This is a genomic window from Pseudonocardia xinjiangensis (assembly GCF_050948425.1).
GTDB classification, from domain to species: Bacteria; Actinomycetota; Actinomycetes; order Mycobacteriales; family Pseudonocardiaceae; genus Pseudonocardia; species Pseudonocardia xinjiangensis.
The window spans coordinates 879,410-892,635 of sequence record NZ_CP192009.1; the positions used below are offsets into that span (position 1 = coordinate 879,410).

The 13,226-nt window shown below is 74.5% G+C and carries 15 protein-coding genes; 4 read left to right on the forward strand and 11 right to left on the reverse strand.

Features of this window, described 5'->3' with window-relative positions; translation table 11 throughout:
* Nucleotides 1-50: 50 nt before the first annotated feature.
* The 3 genes from ACQPZA_RS04310 to ACQPZA_RS04320 are packed head-to-tail and all read right to left on the reverse strand — an operon-like array spanning nucleotide 51 to nucleotide 2,235.
* A complete protein-coding gene (locus ACQPZA_RS04310) occupies nucleotides 51-275 on the reverse strand; it encodes an exodeoxyribonuclease VII small subunit (protein WP_433278564.1) in 225 nt (74 codons plus the stop codon).
* The gene (xseA, locus tag ACQPZA_RS04315) at nucleotides 272-1,612 is read right to left on the reverse strand and encodes an exodeoxyribonuclease VII large subunit (RefSeq protein ID WP_433278566.1); all 1,341 of its coding nucleotides are present in this window, start codon (nucleotides 1,610-1,612) and stop codon (nucleotides 272-274) included. Before xseA ends, ACQPZA_RS04310 begins: the two co-directional genes overlap by 4 nt.
* A complete protein-coding gene (locus ACQPZA_RS04320; RefSeq protein ID WP_433278568.1) occupies nucleotides 1,609-2,235 on the reverse strand; it encodes a lipid droplet-associated protein in 627 nt (208 codons plus the stop codon). The genes xseA and ACQPZA_RS04320 overlap by 4 nt, the downstream gene beginning before the upstream one ends.
* A 98-nt stretch (nucleotides 2,236-2,333) precedes the next feature.
* Here ACQPZA_RS04320 and ACQPZA_RS04325 point away from each other — a divergent pair, with 98 nt between their 5' ends.
* The gene (locus ACQPZA_RS04325; RefSeq protein WP_433278570.1) at nucleotides 2,334-3,305 is read left to right on the forward strand and encodes a 4-hydroxy-3-methylbut-2-enyl diphosphate reductase; all 972 of its coding nucleotides are present in this window, start codon (nucleotides 2,334-2,336) and stop codon (nucleotides 3,303-3,305) included.
* Here the strand turns inward: ACQPZA_RS04325 and ACQPZA_RS04330 are convergent.
* The 8 genes from ACQPZA_RS04330 to ACQPZA_RS04365 form a co-directional block, all read right to left on the reverse strand.
* The gene (locus ACQPZA_RS04330; RefSeq protein WP_169400408.1) at nucleotides 3,220-3,795 is read right to left on the reverse strand and encodes a DUF6542 domain-containing protein; all 576 of its coding nucleotides are present in this window, start codon (nucleotides 3,793-3,795) and stop codon (nucleotides 3,220-3,222) included. The genes ACQPZA_RS04325 and ACQPZA_RS04330 overlap by 86 nt on opposite strands.
* Nucleotides 3,792-5,318 (reverse strand): DNA recombination protein RmuC, encoded by a 1,527-nt coding sequence (locus tag ACQPZA_RS04335; RefSeq protein WP_433278572.1) that lies wholly within the window; start codon nucleotides 5,316-5,318, stop codon nucleotides 3,792-3,794. Before ACQPZA_RS04335 ends, ACQPZA_RS04330 begins: the two co-directional genes overlap by 4 nt.
* 190 nt (nucleotides 5,319-5,508) lie before the next feature.
* A complete protein-coding gene (locus tag ACQPZA_RS04340) occupies nucleotides 5,509-6,012 on the reverse strand; it encodes a methylated-DNA--[protein]-cysteine S-methyltransferase (RefSeq protein ID WP_433278574.1) in 504 nt (167 codons plus the stop codon).
* The gene (locus ACQPZA_RS04345) at nucleotides 6,009-7,538 is read right to left on the reverse strand and encodes an AlkA N-terminal domain-containing protein (protein ID WP_433278576.1); all 1,530 of its coding nucleotides are present in this window, start codon (nucleotides 7,536-7,538) and stop codon (nucleotides 6,009-6,011) included. The genes ACQPZA_RS04340 and ACQPZA_RS04345 overlap by 4 nt, the downstream gene beginning before the upstream one ends.
* A gap of 78 nt (nucleotides 7,539-7,616) precedes the next feature.
* On the reverse strand, nucleotides 7,617-8,135 hold the full coding sequence (locus ACQPZA_RS04350; RefSeq protein WP_433278578.1) for a hypothetical protein: 519 nt from the start codon (nucleotides 8,133-8,135) through the stop codon (nucleotides 7,617-7,619).
* A gap of 118 nt (nucleotides 8,136-8,253) precedes the next feature.
* On the reverse strand, nucleotides 8,254-8,820 hold the full coding sequence (locus tag ACQPZA_RS04355) for a hypothetical protein (RefSeq protein WP_433278579.1): 567 nt from the start codon (nucleotides 8,818-8,820) through the stop codon (nucleotides 8,254-8,256).
* Between the two features lie 79 nt (nucleotides 8,821-8,899).
* Nucleotides 8,900-9,535, reverse strand: coding sequence for a DedA family protein (locus ACQPZA_RS04360; RefSeq protein WP_433278581.1), 636 nt, complete (start codon nucleotides 9,533-9,535; stop codon nucleotides 8,900-8,902).
* The gene (locus ACQPZA_RS04365) at nucleotides 9,529-10,125 is read right to left on the reverse strand and encodes a class I SAM-dependent methyltransferase (RefSeq protein ID WP_433278583.1); all 597 of its coding nucleotides are present in this window, start codon (nucleotides 10,123-10,125) and stop codon (nucleotides 9,529-9,531) included. Before ACQPZA_RS04365 ends, ACQPZA_RS04360 begins: the two co-directional genes overlap by 7 nt.
* Before the next feature lie 133 nt (nucleotides 10,126-10,258).
* On the opposite strand from ACQPZA_RS04365, the gene ACQPZA_RS04370 reads away from it, so the two are divergent.
* Genes ACQPZA_RS04370 through ychF form a run of 3 tightly spaced genes read left to right on the forward strand, consistent with a single transcriptional unit; the run spans nucleotide 10,259 to nucleotide 13,185 of the window.
* Nucleotides 10,259-11,482, forward strand: coding sequence for a sensor histidine kinase (locus ACQPZA_RS04370; RefSeq protein WP_433278585.1), 1,224 nt, complete (start codon nucleotides 10,259-10,261; stop codon nucleotides 11,480-11,482).
* Nucleotides 11,413-12,087, forward strand: a complete 675-nt coding sequence (locus tag ACQPZA_RS04375) for a LuxR C-terminal-related transcriptional regulator (protein WP_433278587.1) — start codon at nucleotides 11,413-11,415, stop codon at nucleotides 12,085-12,087. The genes ACQPZA_RS04370 and ACQPZA_RS04375 overlap by 70 nt, the downstream gene beginning before the upstream one ends.
* A 24-nt stretch (nucleotides 12,088-12,111) precedes the next feature.
* Nucleotides 12,112-13,185, forward strand: coding sequence for a redox-regulated ATPase YchF (gene ychF / locus ACQPZA_RS04380; RefSeq protein WP_433278588.1), 1,074 nt, complete (start codon nucleotides 12,112-12,114; stop codon nucleotides 13,183-13,185).
* The last annotated feature ends 41 nt before the right edge of the window (nucleotides 13,186-13,226 follow it).

Sequence of the window (13,226 nt, forward strand, 5' to 3'; positions counted from 1 at the left end):
CGGCCGCGACATGGTCACGTTTCGCGGCCGGAACCGGCCCTCGAACAGCGTCATGTGTCCATGTCGCGCTCGGTCGCGTCCAGGACCTTCTGGACGCGTTCCCGGGCGCCCGCAAGCTGCTGCTCGCACCGGCGCGCGAGGGCCTCGCCCCGCTCCCACAACGCCACCGACTCGTCCAGGCCGAGCCCGCCCGTCTCCAGAGTGCGCACCACCTCGGCGAGCTCGTCGCGGGCCTGCTCGTAGCCCAGCCCGTCGACGCCAGGCTGTTCGGTCATGTCGTGCTCGCCTTCCTCTTCCGGGTACGCGGGGGCGTCGGCTTCGCCGTTTCGCCCTCGGCGGCCCCGTTGCCTGCGCCGCGGTCGGCCCCGCCGGGTGCGCTGTCGTCCGCCACGGTGGCCGCGACCGCCCCGTCGGCCACCCGGATCCGTAGCCGGTCGCCCGGCTCGACCTCTGTGGTCGACCTCAGGACCGGCAGCACCGCCCCCGGCTCGGCGCCGTCGGGCACGCGCTGCACCACGGCGTATCCGCGGGCCAGCGTCGCGGCCGGGCCGAGCGTCGTCAACCGCGCCCTGACGTGTTCCAGGTCGCTGCCGCGGCGGTCGAGGCCGCGCAGCAGGCAGGCACGGCCCGCCTCGCGCAGCCGCTCGACCTCCGCGACGCGTCCGTCGAGTGCCTGCAGCGGGGCGGCCAGCACCGGTCGTCCGCGCAGCGCGGTGAGCAGCCGCTGTTCGCGGTCCACCCAGCCGGCCAGCGCGCGCCGGGCGCGGTCGCGCAGCCCCGCGATGCGCGCGGTCTCCTCGGCCAGGTCCGGTACGAGCCGGCGCCCCGCCTCCGTCGGCGTGGAGCACCGGACGTCGGCGACGTGGTCGACCAGCGGGGTGTCCGGCTCGTGCCCGATCGCCGACACCACAGGCGTGCGGCAGGCCGCGACGGCCCGGCACAGCGTCTCGTCGGAGAACGGGAGCAGGTCCTCGACACTGCCGCCGCCGCGGGCCAGCACGATCACGTCGACCTGCGGGTCGCGGTCCAACGCGCCGAGCGCGTCGACGATCTGCGGAACGGCCAGCGCGCCCTGGGTGGCGGTGTGCTCGATCCGGAAGCGGACCGACGGCCAGCGTGCCGTCGCGTTCGACACGACGTCGTGCTCCGCCGCCGACGCCCGGCCGGTGACGAGCCCGATGCAGCCGGGCAGGAACGGCGGGCGGCGCTTGCGGGCCGGGTCGAACAGTCCCTCGGCCGCCAGCAGCTTGCGCAGGCGCTCGATCCGCGCGAGCAGCTCCCCGATGCCGACGGCGCGGATCTGGTCGACGCGCAGGCTGAGCGTCCCCCGGCCGAGGAAGAACGACGGCTTCCCGTGGACGACGACCCGGTTGCCCTCGGCCACCGCCGGGCCGCCCTCACGCACCAGGCCGATCGGCGCCGTCAGCTGCAGCGAGACGTCCGCGGCCGGGTCGCGCAGCACCAGGAACGCGGTGCCGGTGCCGGCGCGGGCGGTGACCTGGGCGAGCTGGCCCTCCACCCACACCGCCCCGAGCCGGTCGACCCACTCGGCGATCTTCCTGGCGACCGTGCGGACGGGCCACGGCTGCTCGGGGGAGTTCGGCTGGGTCACCCTTCGGTGACCGTGGTGATCCGGTTCGAGAGCATCGTGACGAACGGCGGACGGTTGTCGTGGGCGGTCTCCCATTCCAGGAGCGTCCGCAGGTCGTCGACGTCGAGGTGGCGCAACCGGCCGCGCAGCTGGGGGATCGTCAGGTCCCGGTAGCCGGGCAGGACGTTCGGTCCCGCACTCCCGGCGCCGGTGCCGGACGTCGTGGGAGTGGCGTGGGCTGCTTTGGCGGCAGTGGTCTCGGCCGCGACCTCGGCGGCCTTCTCGACCACCTTCTCGGGCTCCGCGGGGGCCGGTGCGGGCTCGGCGGCGATCGTGACCACGGCGTCCCGGGCCCGCTGGTGCAGCTCGCTGACGTTGCTCCCGCCGTTGCGTTCCGCCGGCTCCTCGTCGTCGAAGACGGCCCAGCTGGGCCGTTCCTCGACCGGACGCAGCGTGCCGAGGGCGCGATCACCCTTGATCGCCAGCTCGGTGACCTTCTGCTGCACGCGCATGGACGCCTGCAGGGCCTGGCTCACGGCGGTGACGGGGAGCTCGACAACGAGTCGGGGCAGGTCACGGGCCTGCTCCACGGCGGTGGCGACAAGACCGGCGGCAATCCGCACCGGCAGCGGCAGCGGGCTCATGCCTCCAGTCTCCCCTGCCCGGTGCCGGGGAGCAGCCTGGGGGTTTCGCGTGGTGCACGACGTCTGCGCGATCGGGCGGGGGCCGTACGCTGGGGGACATGTCCGGAGCGAACAAGCGCGTACTGCTGGCCAAGCCGCGCGGTTACTGCGCAGGTGTTGACCGGGCCGTCGAGGCCGTGGAGCAGGCGCTGGAGCAGCACGGCCCGCCGGTGTACGTCCGCAAGCAGATCGTCCACAACGTGCACGTCGTGGAGACGCTCACCGAGCGCGGTGCGATCTTCGTGGACGACGCCGACGAGGTCCCCCACGGTGCGCTCGTGGTGTTCTCGGCCCACGGGGTGTCCCCCGCGGTGCGTGACCAGGCGCGATCGCGCGAGCTGCGCACGATCGACGCCACCTGCCCGCTGGTCACCAAGGTCCACCAGGAGGCCAAGCGCTTCGCCCGTGAGGACTACGACATCCTCCTCGTCGGCCACCACGGGCACGAAGAGGTGGAGGGCACGGCCGGGGAGGCTCCGGCGCACATCCAGCTCGTCGAGACCGCAGCCGATGTGGCAGGCGTCACGGTCCGGGATCCGGAGCGGGTCGTCTGGCTCTCCCAGACCACGCTGTCGGTCGACGAGACCATGGAGACGGTGCGCGCGCTGCGGGAGCGCTTCCCGTCGCTGCAGAACCCGCCGAGCGACGACATCTGCTACGCCACCCAGAACCGGCAGGTCGCCGTCAAAGCGATGGCCGCCCAGTGCGACCTCGTGCTCGTGGTGGGCTCGAAGAACTCGTCCAACTCGGTGCGGCTGGTCGAGGTGGCGCTGCAGGCCGGGGCCGGAGCGGCACACCTCATCGACTACGCCCGCGAGATCGACGAGAGCTGGCTCGACGGCGTGGGGACGGTCGGGCTCACCAGCGGAGCATCGGTGCCGGAGGTGCTGGTGCGGGGCGTGCTCGACCACCTCGCCGAGCGCGGCTGGACCTCCATGGAGGAGATCACGACCGCCGAGGAGACTCTGACGTTCTCGTTGCCCCGCGAGCTTCGCCCCGCTCGGACCGCGCAGAGCTCCGCCGGGCGCTGACCGGCGGTTTCGTGGGCGGGCCTGCGTCCGCCTTCGGGGCGGCGTCGAGTGGGCGCTGCACGATCAGCCGGAACACGCCCAGGGCCAGCACGATGCCGGTGGTCCAGGCCATCGTCGGGAACGCGTTGACCAGCGGTGCCCCCACCACGAGCAGGCGCTCGCCCACGCCGGCGCCCGGCTTCGGCGACCCGGCGGCCAGCACCACCACCGGCACCGCCACGGCCACCAGCAGCGGCGGCTGGACCATGGGCCCGAACAGCCCGTCGCGGCGCACCCAGGCCACCGCGAGCACACACCCGGCGATGTAGCAGATGGTGAAGACCAGATCGAGGCTGCCGACGCGGACCAGGTCGACGAACACGCCCACCGCGGTCAGCACGGCGCCGAGCCCGACCGCCGCGATGGGCGGGACCCCGAGCACCGTGGCCAGCAGGGACCGGTCGGCCATCGGCCACCTGCCCCCGGAGCCCCGTACGCCGCGTTCGCTCACCTGGTCACGGTAGCTCTGTTCTCCGGGCGACCGTCGCCGGCAGGCCGCTCGGTGCGGCTGAGCTCGTGGAGGGCGACCAGTGAGTCGGCCGCGGACGCCACGAGCTCGGGCGCGGCCACGGTGCGTGGCGCGCGTTCGACCTGGGCGGGGGCGGCGATCTCGTCGTCGGCCACCTCGAGGTCGGTGAACTTGCGCGCGGTGACGAGCACGCGCGCCTCCAGCGAGGAGACCGTCTGGTTGTAGCTGGCCACGGCCGAGTCGAGGCTGCGCCCCAGCTTGGCGACGTGGGTGCCCATGGTGGCCAGGCGGCTGTGGAGCTCCTTGCCGAGTTGGTGGACCTGGGCGGCGTTGCGGGCCAGCGCCTCCTGCCGCCAGCTGTAGGCGACGGTGCGCAGGAGCGCGATGAGCGTGGTGGGTGTGGCGACCACGACGTTGTGCGAGAACGCGTGCTCCAGCAGCGCCGGGTCGGCCTGCAGCGCGGCCTCGAGGAACGGGTCTCCCGGCACGAACAGCACGACGAACTCGGGCGACGGCTCGAACGCCGCCCAGTAGCTCTTGGCCGACAGCGCGTCGACGTGCTGGCGCAGCTGCCGGGCGTGGGCGGCGAGCCGCTCGCGGTGCACGTCGGGGTCGCGGCTCTCCACGGCCTCCAGGTAGGCCGCGAACGGCACCTTCGCGTCGACCACCACCTGCTTGCCCCCGGCCAGGTGCACGACCATGTCGGGCCGGACCGCGCCGTCCTCTCCCTGGCCGGTGACCTGCGTGGAGAAGTCGCAGTGCTCGACCATGCCGGCCAGCTGCACGATCCGCTCCAGCTGCAGCTCGCCCCAGCGGCCGCGGACCTGGGGGGCGCGCAGCGCGTTGACGAGCTGCTTGGTCTCGTGCTGCAGCTGCTCCGAGCTGAACCGCATGGCGCTGACCTGCTCGCGCAGCCCCGCGTAGGCCGACTCGCGCTCCTTCTCGACCGTGCGCAGCTGCCCCTCGACGCGCTGCAGCGTGGACGCCATCGGGTCGAGCAGCTGGGCGATGGCCTGGGCGCGGCTCGTGGCGTCGCCGTCGGCCTTTGCGGCCAGTGCCGCCGTGGCCTCCTTGATGCGGCCCTCGGCCAGCGCCACGAACTGCTCGTTGTTGCGGGCCAGCGCGTCGGCCGAGAGCGCCTGGAACGCCTGCTTGAGCTCGGCGTCGCGGCGCGTCAGCAGCTGCTCGCGCCGGCCGCCCGCCTCCCGCTCGCTCTGCAGCGCGGCCAGTGCCGCCGCCGCCTCCGACTCCGCGTGGCGCAACCGCTCGGAGGCCCGTTCGTACTGCTCGGTGAGCTCGCGGAGCCGCTCCAGCAGCCCGGCGCGCTCCGCGCGCAGACCTGCCGCGTCGGCCCTGGCCATGGCGGAGGCGTCGGCCGCCGCCCGCCCGGCCTCGGCGGTGGCCACCCGCGACCGTGACGTGACGAGCAGCCAGACGGCGCCCGCGCCGAGCGTGGCGCCCACGACCAGACCGATGAGCAGCACGGAGACGGTGGCGGTGTCCACCGAGTCAGCGTGCACCGCGCCCCCGACGGAACCGGGACAGGCGCGCCGGGCCCGCGGACCAACGGACCGCACCAATCGCCGAGCGGTCGAACAGATGGTCGAGCAGCGCGGGGCGGCCCCCCGAGGTTCAGGAAAGCCACTTTCCTGTCCCCAGAGGGCAGCAAAGTGGCTTTCCTGAACTTGCGCGGGCTCAGGCGACCGGGGACTCGTGGTCCAGGAGCCAGCGCTTCGCCGGAACGCCCCAGCGGAAGCCGCCCAGCGTGCCGTCCGTGCGCAGCACGCGGTGGCAGGGCACGAACAGGGCTGCGGCATTGCGCGCGCACGCCGACGCCGCGGCCCGCACCGCCAACGGCCTGCCTGCCTTGGCCGCGTACTCGGTGTAGGTCACCGGAGCGCCGGGCGGCACCGTGCGCAGCACGTCCCAGGCGTGCTGGAGGAACTCGCCCGACCGCTGCCGCACCGGCACGTCGGCCACGGCCGACAGCTCGCCTTCGTGGTAGCGGATCACCGCGTCCCCGACGGCGCCGAGGTCGCCTGCGACCAGCTCGGTGGGCCGCAGGGACAGGTGGACCTGCGGGAGCAGCTCGTCGACGGACGCCGTCCAGCCCGAGGTGAGGACGGCCCCGTCCTCGTCGACGACGGCCGTGAACGGCCCGATCGGTGTGTCGAGCGTGGACCACACGGCAGTGCTCATGACGTCCTCCCGGACGATGTGGTGGCGGCGGTCCGCCACAGGTGGGTGGCGGCGTAGGACCGCCACGGCTTCCAGTTCTCGGCGCGTGCAGCGAGCCCGTCCACGTCGGACGGAAGTCCGAGCGCGGCGGCTCCGCGGCGCACCACGAGGTCGGTGGCGAGCAGCTCGTCGGGATCGCCGAGCAGTCGCATCGCGAGATAGCCCGCCGTCCACGGCCCGATGCCGGGAAGGGCGGTGAGGGCGGCCCTCAGGTCGGCGGGGTCGCGCCCCGCGTCGAGGACGAGCGAGCCGTCCGCCACCGCCTCGGCCAGCCGGAGCACGGTCGCGACGCGGGTGGCCGGGCCGGTGAGCACCTCGGCACCGCGTTCGGCGATCGCGGCGGCGGTGGGGAACAGCAGGTCCGGCGGTTCGCGTTCGGCGTCCGCGGATGCGGCACCGGTCAGCTGGGGCGGCAGCCGTTCGCCGAGCGCCGCGGCCAGCCGTGATGCCGCCGTGCGCGCCGCGGCCACCGACACCTGCTGTCCGAGCACGGTGCGCAGGGCCGTCTCGACGCCGTCGACGGTGCCGGGCAGCCGGATGCCCGGTGTCGCGGCCACGGACGGGGCCAGGTCGGGATCGGCACCCAGCAGGGCGTCGACGGCGACCGGGTCGGCGTCGAGGTCGAGCAGCCGGCGCAGCCGGGCCACCGCGGGTCCCAGGTCGCGCGGGTCACCGAGCCGCACGGTGGCCACGACGTGGCCGGTGGTGGCGGTGCCGCGGCCGGTGGGCCGCAGGTCCAGCGCCACCGTGGCCGCGGCGTGCGGCAACCGCAGCGTCCGGTGGTACGTGCCGTCCACCACGGACTCGACGCCGTTCAGGGCACGCGCGGAGAAGAACGCGAGCAGGCCGTCGCCGTCGAACGGCGGGCGGTACGGCAGGCGCAGCACGAGCGTCCCCGCGGCGGCGGGCACCGCTCCACGGCGTCTGCCCGCCTCCGTGCGGAGCGTCGTCGGAGGCACTCCGTAGACCTCGCGCACGGTGTCGTTGAACTGCCGGACGCTCGCGAACCCGGCTGCGAAGGCGATGTCGGCCATCGTCAGCGGGGTGGTCTCGATCAGCAGCCGGGCCGTGTGCGCCCGGTGCGCCCTCGACAGGGCGAGCGGCCCGGCGCCGAGCTCGGCGGTGAGGACCCGGTTGAGCTGGCGCTCGGAATACCCGAGCCGCGTGGCGAGCCCCACGACACCATCCCGCTCGACCACACCGTCGGCGATCAGCCGCATCGCCCGGGCGGCGAGGTCTGCGCGGATGTTCCAGTCGGGCGAGCCGGGCACCGCGTCGGGCTGGCAGCGGCGACAGGCGCGGTAGCCGCGCTGCTGCGCGGCACCCGCGGTCGGGAGGAACTCGACGTTGGCGCGCTTGGGCGTCATGGCCGGGCACGACGGCCGGCAGTAGATGCCGGTCGTGCGCACGGCGGTGATGAACTGCCCGTCGAAACGGGCGTCGCGGGCGGCGACGGCGCGGTAGCAACGTTCCTGATCCAGCAGCACGGCACCGACTCTGCCACCGCAAACGCCTCTGCACTGGCGGAAATCGGACGCGACCAGCGGGGCCCGTGGAGCGGACGGTCAGGTGCCGCGGCAGATCGATCCGCGCAGCCGCCCGTCGTCGCACGCCTCGCTGATCCGGGCGTGCATGCGCTGGTAGGCCTCGTGGCGCGGGTCGGGCGGCGGCTTCGCGGCAGCGGCGCGCTGGGCCTCGGCCCGGGCCGCTGCGGCCTTCGCGGCCACCTCCCGCGCCACCTCCTCGGCCCGCGTGCGCTCGGCGAGGATAGCGGCGACGCGGTCGCGGGCCGGGTTCAGCGCGAGCCCGGCGATCTGCGCACCCGTGACGGGCGGGGCGGCGATCGGGGTGGCGGGGTCTCCTGGGGCGGGGAGGGTGCTGTCGAACTCGGGCACCTTCACGGCGGCGGGGGCCGTGCCGGCGGGCTCGGGGGTGTGGACGGCGGCGGCCGCTGTGTCGTCGAACCGTGGCGTCTTCTCGGCGGCGGTGGCGGTGCCGCTCGTCGCGATGAGCATCGCTCCGCCGCTCGCGGTCACGAGCCCGAGTACCGAGCTCGCGAGCAGCAACCGGGACGGGATCCCCACGACTATCCCCACTTCTTGCGTGCCGACGGTGACATCAGGACCATCGACACGCGGTCATGAGTGTTAGCCGGTACACCCGATCGGGTGAAGCATTCGGGCGATGGTGACGAATCCGTGATCAGCGGCAGACGAGGCCGACGAGCGGCAGTCGCTCGCACGTGTCGATCAGCGGCCGGGTGAGCTCGTCGAGCACGTCACCGTCATGATGACGCCGCGGTCCGTCATCGCGAGGCCGGCCGGCGGCGTGGTCGGGGCGCTCGTCGTCGTGGGCCGGCTGGGGCGAGGTGGTCCGCACGGTCTCGGGGAGCGCAGTGGGGGAAGGGGCCGAGGGAGCTGAAACCGCGGCCGGCCGGGCGGACGGGGGCCGCGCCGGTTCCGCCCGGGCCGTGGGCGCGCGGAGGACGGAGCGACCTGCGGGTTCGCGCACCACCGGCGCCACCTCCCGGCCGGGTCCTGCCGGGGTGGCCCGGGCCTCGGTCGTCGCCACAGCAGACGGTTCGGCGGCCTCGGAGGTGGGAGGCGCGGTGGTGCCGGCGGTCACGGGTGCGGGCGGGGCGACGACGGCCGTATCCGGAGCGGCCACCGGAACGGGGGCGGGCGCGGTCAGCGTGAACACCGCGCTCCCGCTCGCGACGATCGCCGCACCGACGGCGGCAGCGAGGAGTGTCCTGATCGTCGAGCGCACTGCTGCCTCCGCGGGTCGGCTGCGTCCGGAGCAGCGAGCGCGTTCCGTTGCCGCCCAGCTCCATCCGGGTGGCGGCACGCTACCGAACGGCGGAGCCGGTGGCGACCGATCGCCGCCGGGACTGCAGCAGCAGTCCCCCGATCAGCAGCACGACGAGCGCGATGGGCGCCCACGTGCCGTGGGTGAGCACGTGCGCGCCGACGCTGTTGCCGAGGAGGACGAACGTCGCCGCCCATGCGGTGCCCGACGCCACCATCGCCGGACCGGCGATCCGGTAGGGCACTCCCGCCCCGCCGGCGATCCGCGGCATCAACGGGCGGGCGGCGGCCGCCCAGTGCCCGCACGCGAGGAGCACGGCCGTCGCCGCCGGACTCCGGCCCGCCAGCCAGTGCTGCGCCCGGACCGCGCGGGCCTGCACGGCCCGCCGCCACCGCCCGGGGGAGCCGGACGCCGACCCGAGGCCGTCCTGGTGCGACCGGCCCCGCCACCGGGAGACGTGGGCGCCGGTCACCGTCCCGGCCGCGGCGACGGCGATGGCGGGGAGCAGCGCGTCCGGCGCCGTGTGCGACCACAGCCCGAGCGCCACCAGGAGGGTGCTGCCCGGCAGGGCGATCCCCACGAGCGTGCCGCTCTCGGCCACCAGAACCAGTGCCGCGACCAGGAGCACGAGGGGCGCGGGCAGGCTCGCGAGGGCGTCGAGCAGCGCGGTCAGCACGATCGCGGCCCACGGCAGACGTAGAGGCGCGACGGCGGGACGTTGCGCCACACCGGCGCCGTCGCGACGACCTCGGCGAACGCGGAGTCGAGGCTGCGGCGCAGCTCCCGGACCCTGGTGGGCAGCGCGGTCAGGGTGGAGATGGTGGTGAAGACGCCGCCGGGGGCGAGGGTGGACGCGATCCCGGCCAGCATGTCGCGCTGCTGTGCCGGGGGCAGCAGCGTCCACGGCAGCGACGAGACCACCGCGTCCACCGGCCCGACCCCGGCCCCGTCGAGCAGCGTCGCGAGGTCGGCGGCGTCGCCGTGCAGCACCTCGAGCCACGGCATCCGCCGGCGCAGATGCGCGACGAGCTCGCCGTCCACCTCGACGGCGACGTAGCGCGACCCCGGCGAGAGCCGGCTCCGGATCGCGGGGGAGAGCGCGCCCGTTCCGGCCCCCAGCTCCACCACGGTCGGCGTACCGGTGCCGGGCAGGACCGCGGCGATCTCCGCAGCCAGCGTCGCCCCGGTCGGAGCGGGTGCGCCGATCAGGGCGGGCCGGCGCAGAGCGCGGCGCAGGAAGGTGCGGTGGTCGGTCCATGCGGTCATGGCGATCACGCTCCCGTCACCGCGGCCGGAGGGCGATCGGGCTGGACCGCCCTTCCACCCACGGGCCAGCCGCAGGCCGGAGGTAGGGCCAGACCCCCTGCGCCCACCCGTCGTGATCGGCCAGACTGCTCGCGTGACGCGTGTCGGAGACTGGCTGCTCGCGGCCTTTCGGCTGGTCGCCGCGGCCGTCACGGCGCTCGTCGCGCTGGTGCTGCTCCTCGCGCTGCTCACCGGCCTGGTCCTGGTGCCGGTGTTCGGGGTGGGCGTGCCGGTCGTGGCCGGGGCACTGGGGGCCATCCGCGCGCTCGCCGAGCTGCACCGCCGCGAGGCCGGCCGGGTGCTCGGCGTGCCGCTGGCCGGCTCGTACACCTCGCAGCCGAGCTGGTCGTGGCGCGACCTGCTCGCCTGCCTGCGCGACCAGCAGAACGGTCGCGACGCGATCTGGCTGGCGGCGCACGGCGTGGCCGGTGTGATCGTCTCCTGGGTGGCCTATGCGCTGCTGGCCGCGCTGTCGAGCCTGCTCGTCGGGGCCGGTGGCCCCTTCTCCGTCTTCACGTTCCCCGTGCTCGTGATCGCCGCGGTGATCTGGTGGCTGGTGCCGTGGTCCGTCCGCGGGTTCGCGCTGCTGGCCCGCGTGCTGCTCGCCCCGTCCGACGCGGCGCTGACCCGGCGCGTCGAGCAGCTCACCGACTCGCGCGCGGCGGCCGTGGACGCGCAGGCCGCCGAGCTGCGCCGGATCGAGCGCGACCTGCACGACGGCGCCCAGGCGCGGCTCGCCGCGGTGGGGATGACGCTGGGGCTGGCCGCCCAGGCCGTCCGCTCCGACCCCGACCAGGCCGCCGCGTTGCTCGAGGAGGCCCGCACCGACGCGGGCAAGGCGCTCGCCGAGCTGCGCGACCTCGTCCGCGGGATCCACCCGCCGGTGCTCGCCGACCGCGGTCTCGTCGGCGGTCTCGAGGCCGCGGCCCTGCTGTGCCCGGTGCCCGTGGCGCTCGACATCGACCTGCCGGTCCGGCCGCAGGCCCCGGTCGAGTCGGCGCTGTACTTCGCCACGGCCGAGGTGCTGGCCAACGTCGGGACGCACTCCGGGGCGACCACGGCCTGGCTGCGGGTGCGCTACGCGGGCGGCGTGCTCTCCGTCGTCGTCGGTGACGACGGCCGCGGCGGCGCCGACCCGCGTCGCGGCACCGGGCTGCGGGGCATCGAGCGCCGCCTCGCCGCCTTCGACGGCACCCTGCGGGTGACCAGCCCGTCCGGCGGTCCGACCGAGATCACGATGGAGCTGCCGTGCGCACTGCCCCCACCGGCCTCAGGACCGTCATCGCCGAGGACCACGTCCTCCTCCGCGACGGCCTGATCCGGCTGCTCGGCGCCAACGGTTTCGACGTCGTGGAGGCGGTCGACAACGGCCCGATGCTGCGCGAGGCGTTGCTGAGGCACCGCCCGGACGTCGCGGTGGTCGACGTACGGCTCCCGCCGACCTTCACCGACGAGGGCCTGGTGGCGGCGATCGCGGCCCGCCGGGACGTCCCGGGGCTGCCGGTGCTCGTGCTCTCGCAGTACGTCGAGCAGCTCTACGCCCGCGAGCTGCTGGCCGACCAGGCCGGCGGGGTCGGGTACCTGCTCAAGGACCGCGTCGGGAACGTCGACGAGTTCGTCGCCGCGGTGCGCCGGGTCGCGGCGGGGGGCACCGCGATGGACGCGGAGGTGATCGGCCAGCTGCTCGGCCGCCGCTCCGCGCCGCTCGCCCGGTTGACGGCGCGGGAGCGGGAGGTGCTGGAGCTCGTCGCCGAGGGCCGGTCGAACACCGCGATCGCCTCCGCGCTGTTCGTCACGGAGAAGGCGGTGGGCAAACACATCACCGGCATCTTCACGAAGCTGGACCTGCCGCCGTCCGACGACGACAACCGCCGCGTCCGGGCCGTCCTCGCGTACCTGCAGGCGGCGCCGGGGGGACGCTGACCGGCGCGACTACCCTGGACCCTCGTGTCACTCACCCTCGGCATCGTCGGCCTGCCCAACGTCGGCAAGTCGACCCTGTTCAACGCCCTGACCCGCAACGACGTGCTCGCCGCGAACTACCCGTTCGCCACGATCGAGCCGAACGTCGGGGTGGTGCCACTGCCCGACCCCCGCCTCGACGTGCTCGCCCGCATGTTCGCCTCGGCGAAGGTCGTGCCCGCCGTCGTGTCGTTCGTCGACATCGCGGGCATCGTGAAGGGCGCGTCCGAGGGAGCGGGGCTGGGCAACAAGTTCCTGGCGAACATCCGTGAGTCCGACGCGATCTGCCAGGTCGTGCGCGTGTTCGACGACCCCGACGTCGTGCACGTCGACGGGCGCATCGACGCCGCCGCCGACATCGAGACGATCTCCACCGAGCTGATCCTCGCCGACCTGCAGACCCTGGAGAAGGCCGTTCCGCGGCTCACCAAGGAAGCCCGCATGCAGAAGGACCGGCGGGTCGTGCTGGAGGCCGCCGAGGCCGCCGTCGAGATCCTCAACTCCGGTACCACCCTGTTCGCCGCGGGCGTCGACCGCGAGCCGCTGCGCGAGCTGACGCTGCTCACCACGAAGCCGTTCCTCTACGTCTTCAACGCCGACGAGGGCGTGCTCTCCGACGAGTCCAAGCGCAAGGAGCTCACCGAGCTCGTCGCGCCTGCCGACGCGGTCTTCCTCGACGCCAAGGTGGAGGCCGAGCTGCTGGAGCTCGACGAGGAGTCGGCCCGCGAGCTCCTGGAGTCGATCGGCCAGGACGAGCCCGGTCTCCACGCCCTCGCGCGCGCCGGCTTCCACACCCTGGGCCTGCAGACCTACCTGACCGCTGGCCCCAAGGAGTCGCGGGCCTGGACGATCAAGAAGGGCGCCACCGCCCCCCAGGCCGCCGGCGTCATCCACACCGACTTCGAGCGCGGCTTCATCAAGGCCGAGATCGTCTCCTACGAGGATCTCGTCGAGGCCGGCTCGATGAACGCGGCGAAGGCGGCCGGGAAGGTGCGGATGGAGGGCAAGGACTACGTCATGGCCGACGGTGACGTGGTGGAGTTCCGCTTCAACGTCTGACGGGCGCTCGTTCGCCCAGGTCAACGGCCTACGCAGCCGGG

Excerpts from the sequence above, each read along its gene's own strand:
- ACQPZA_RS04310 (WP_433278564.1), bottom strand. The coding sequence starts at position 275 with ATGACCGAACAGCCTGGCGTCGACGGGCTGGGCTACGAGCAGGCCCGC.
- ACQPZA_RS04320 (WP_433278568.1), bottom strand. The coding sequence starts at position 2,235 with ATGAGCCCGCTGCCGCTGCCGGTGCGGATTGCCGCCGGTCTTGTCGCC.
- ACQPZA_RS04325 (WP_433278570.1), top strand. The coding sequence starts at position 2,334 with ATGTCCGGAGCGAACAAGCGCGTACTGCTGGCCAAGCCGCGCGGTTAC.
- ACQPZA_RS04340 (WP_433278574.1), bottom strand. The coding sequence starts at position 6,012 with ATGAGCACTGCCGTGTGGTCCACGCTCGACACACCGATCGGGCCGTTC.
- ACQPZA_RS04365 (WP_433278583.1), bottom strand. The coding sequence starts at position 10,125 with ATGACCGCATGGACCGACCACCGCACCTTCCTGCGCCGCGCTCTGCGC.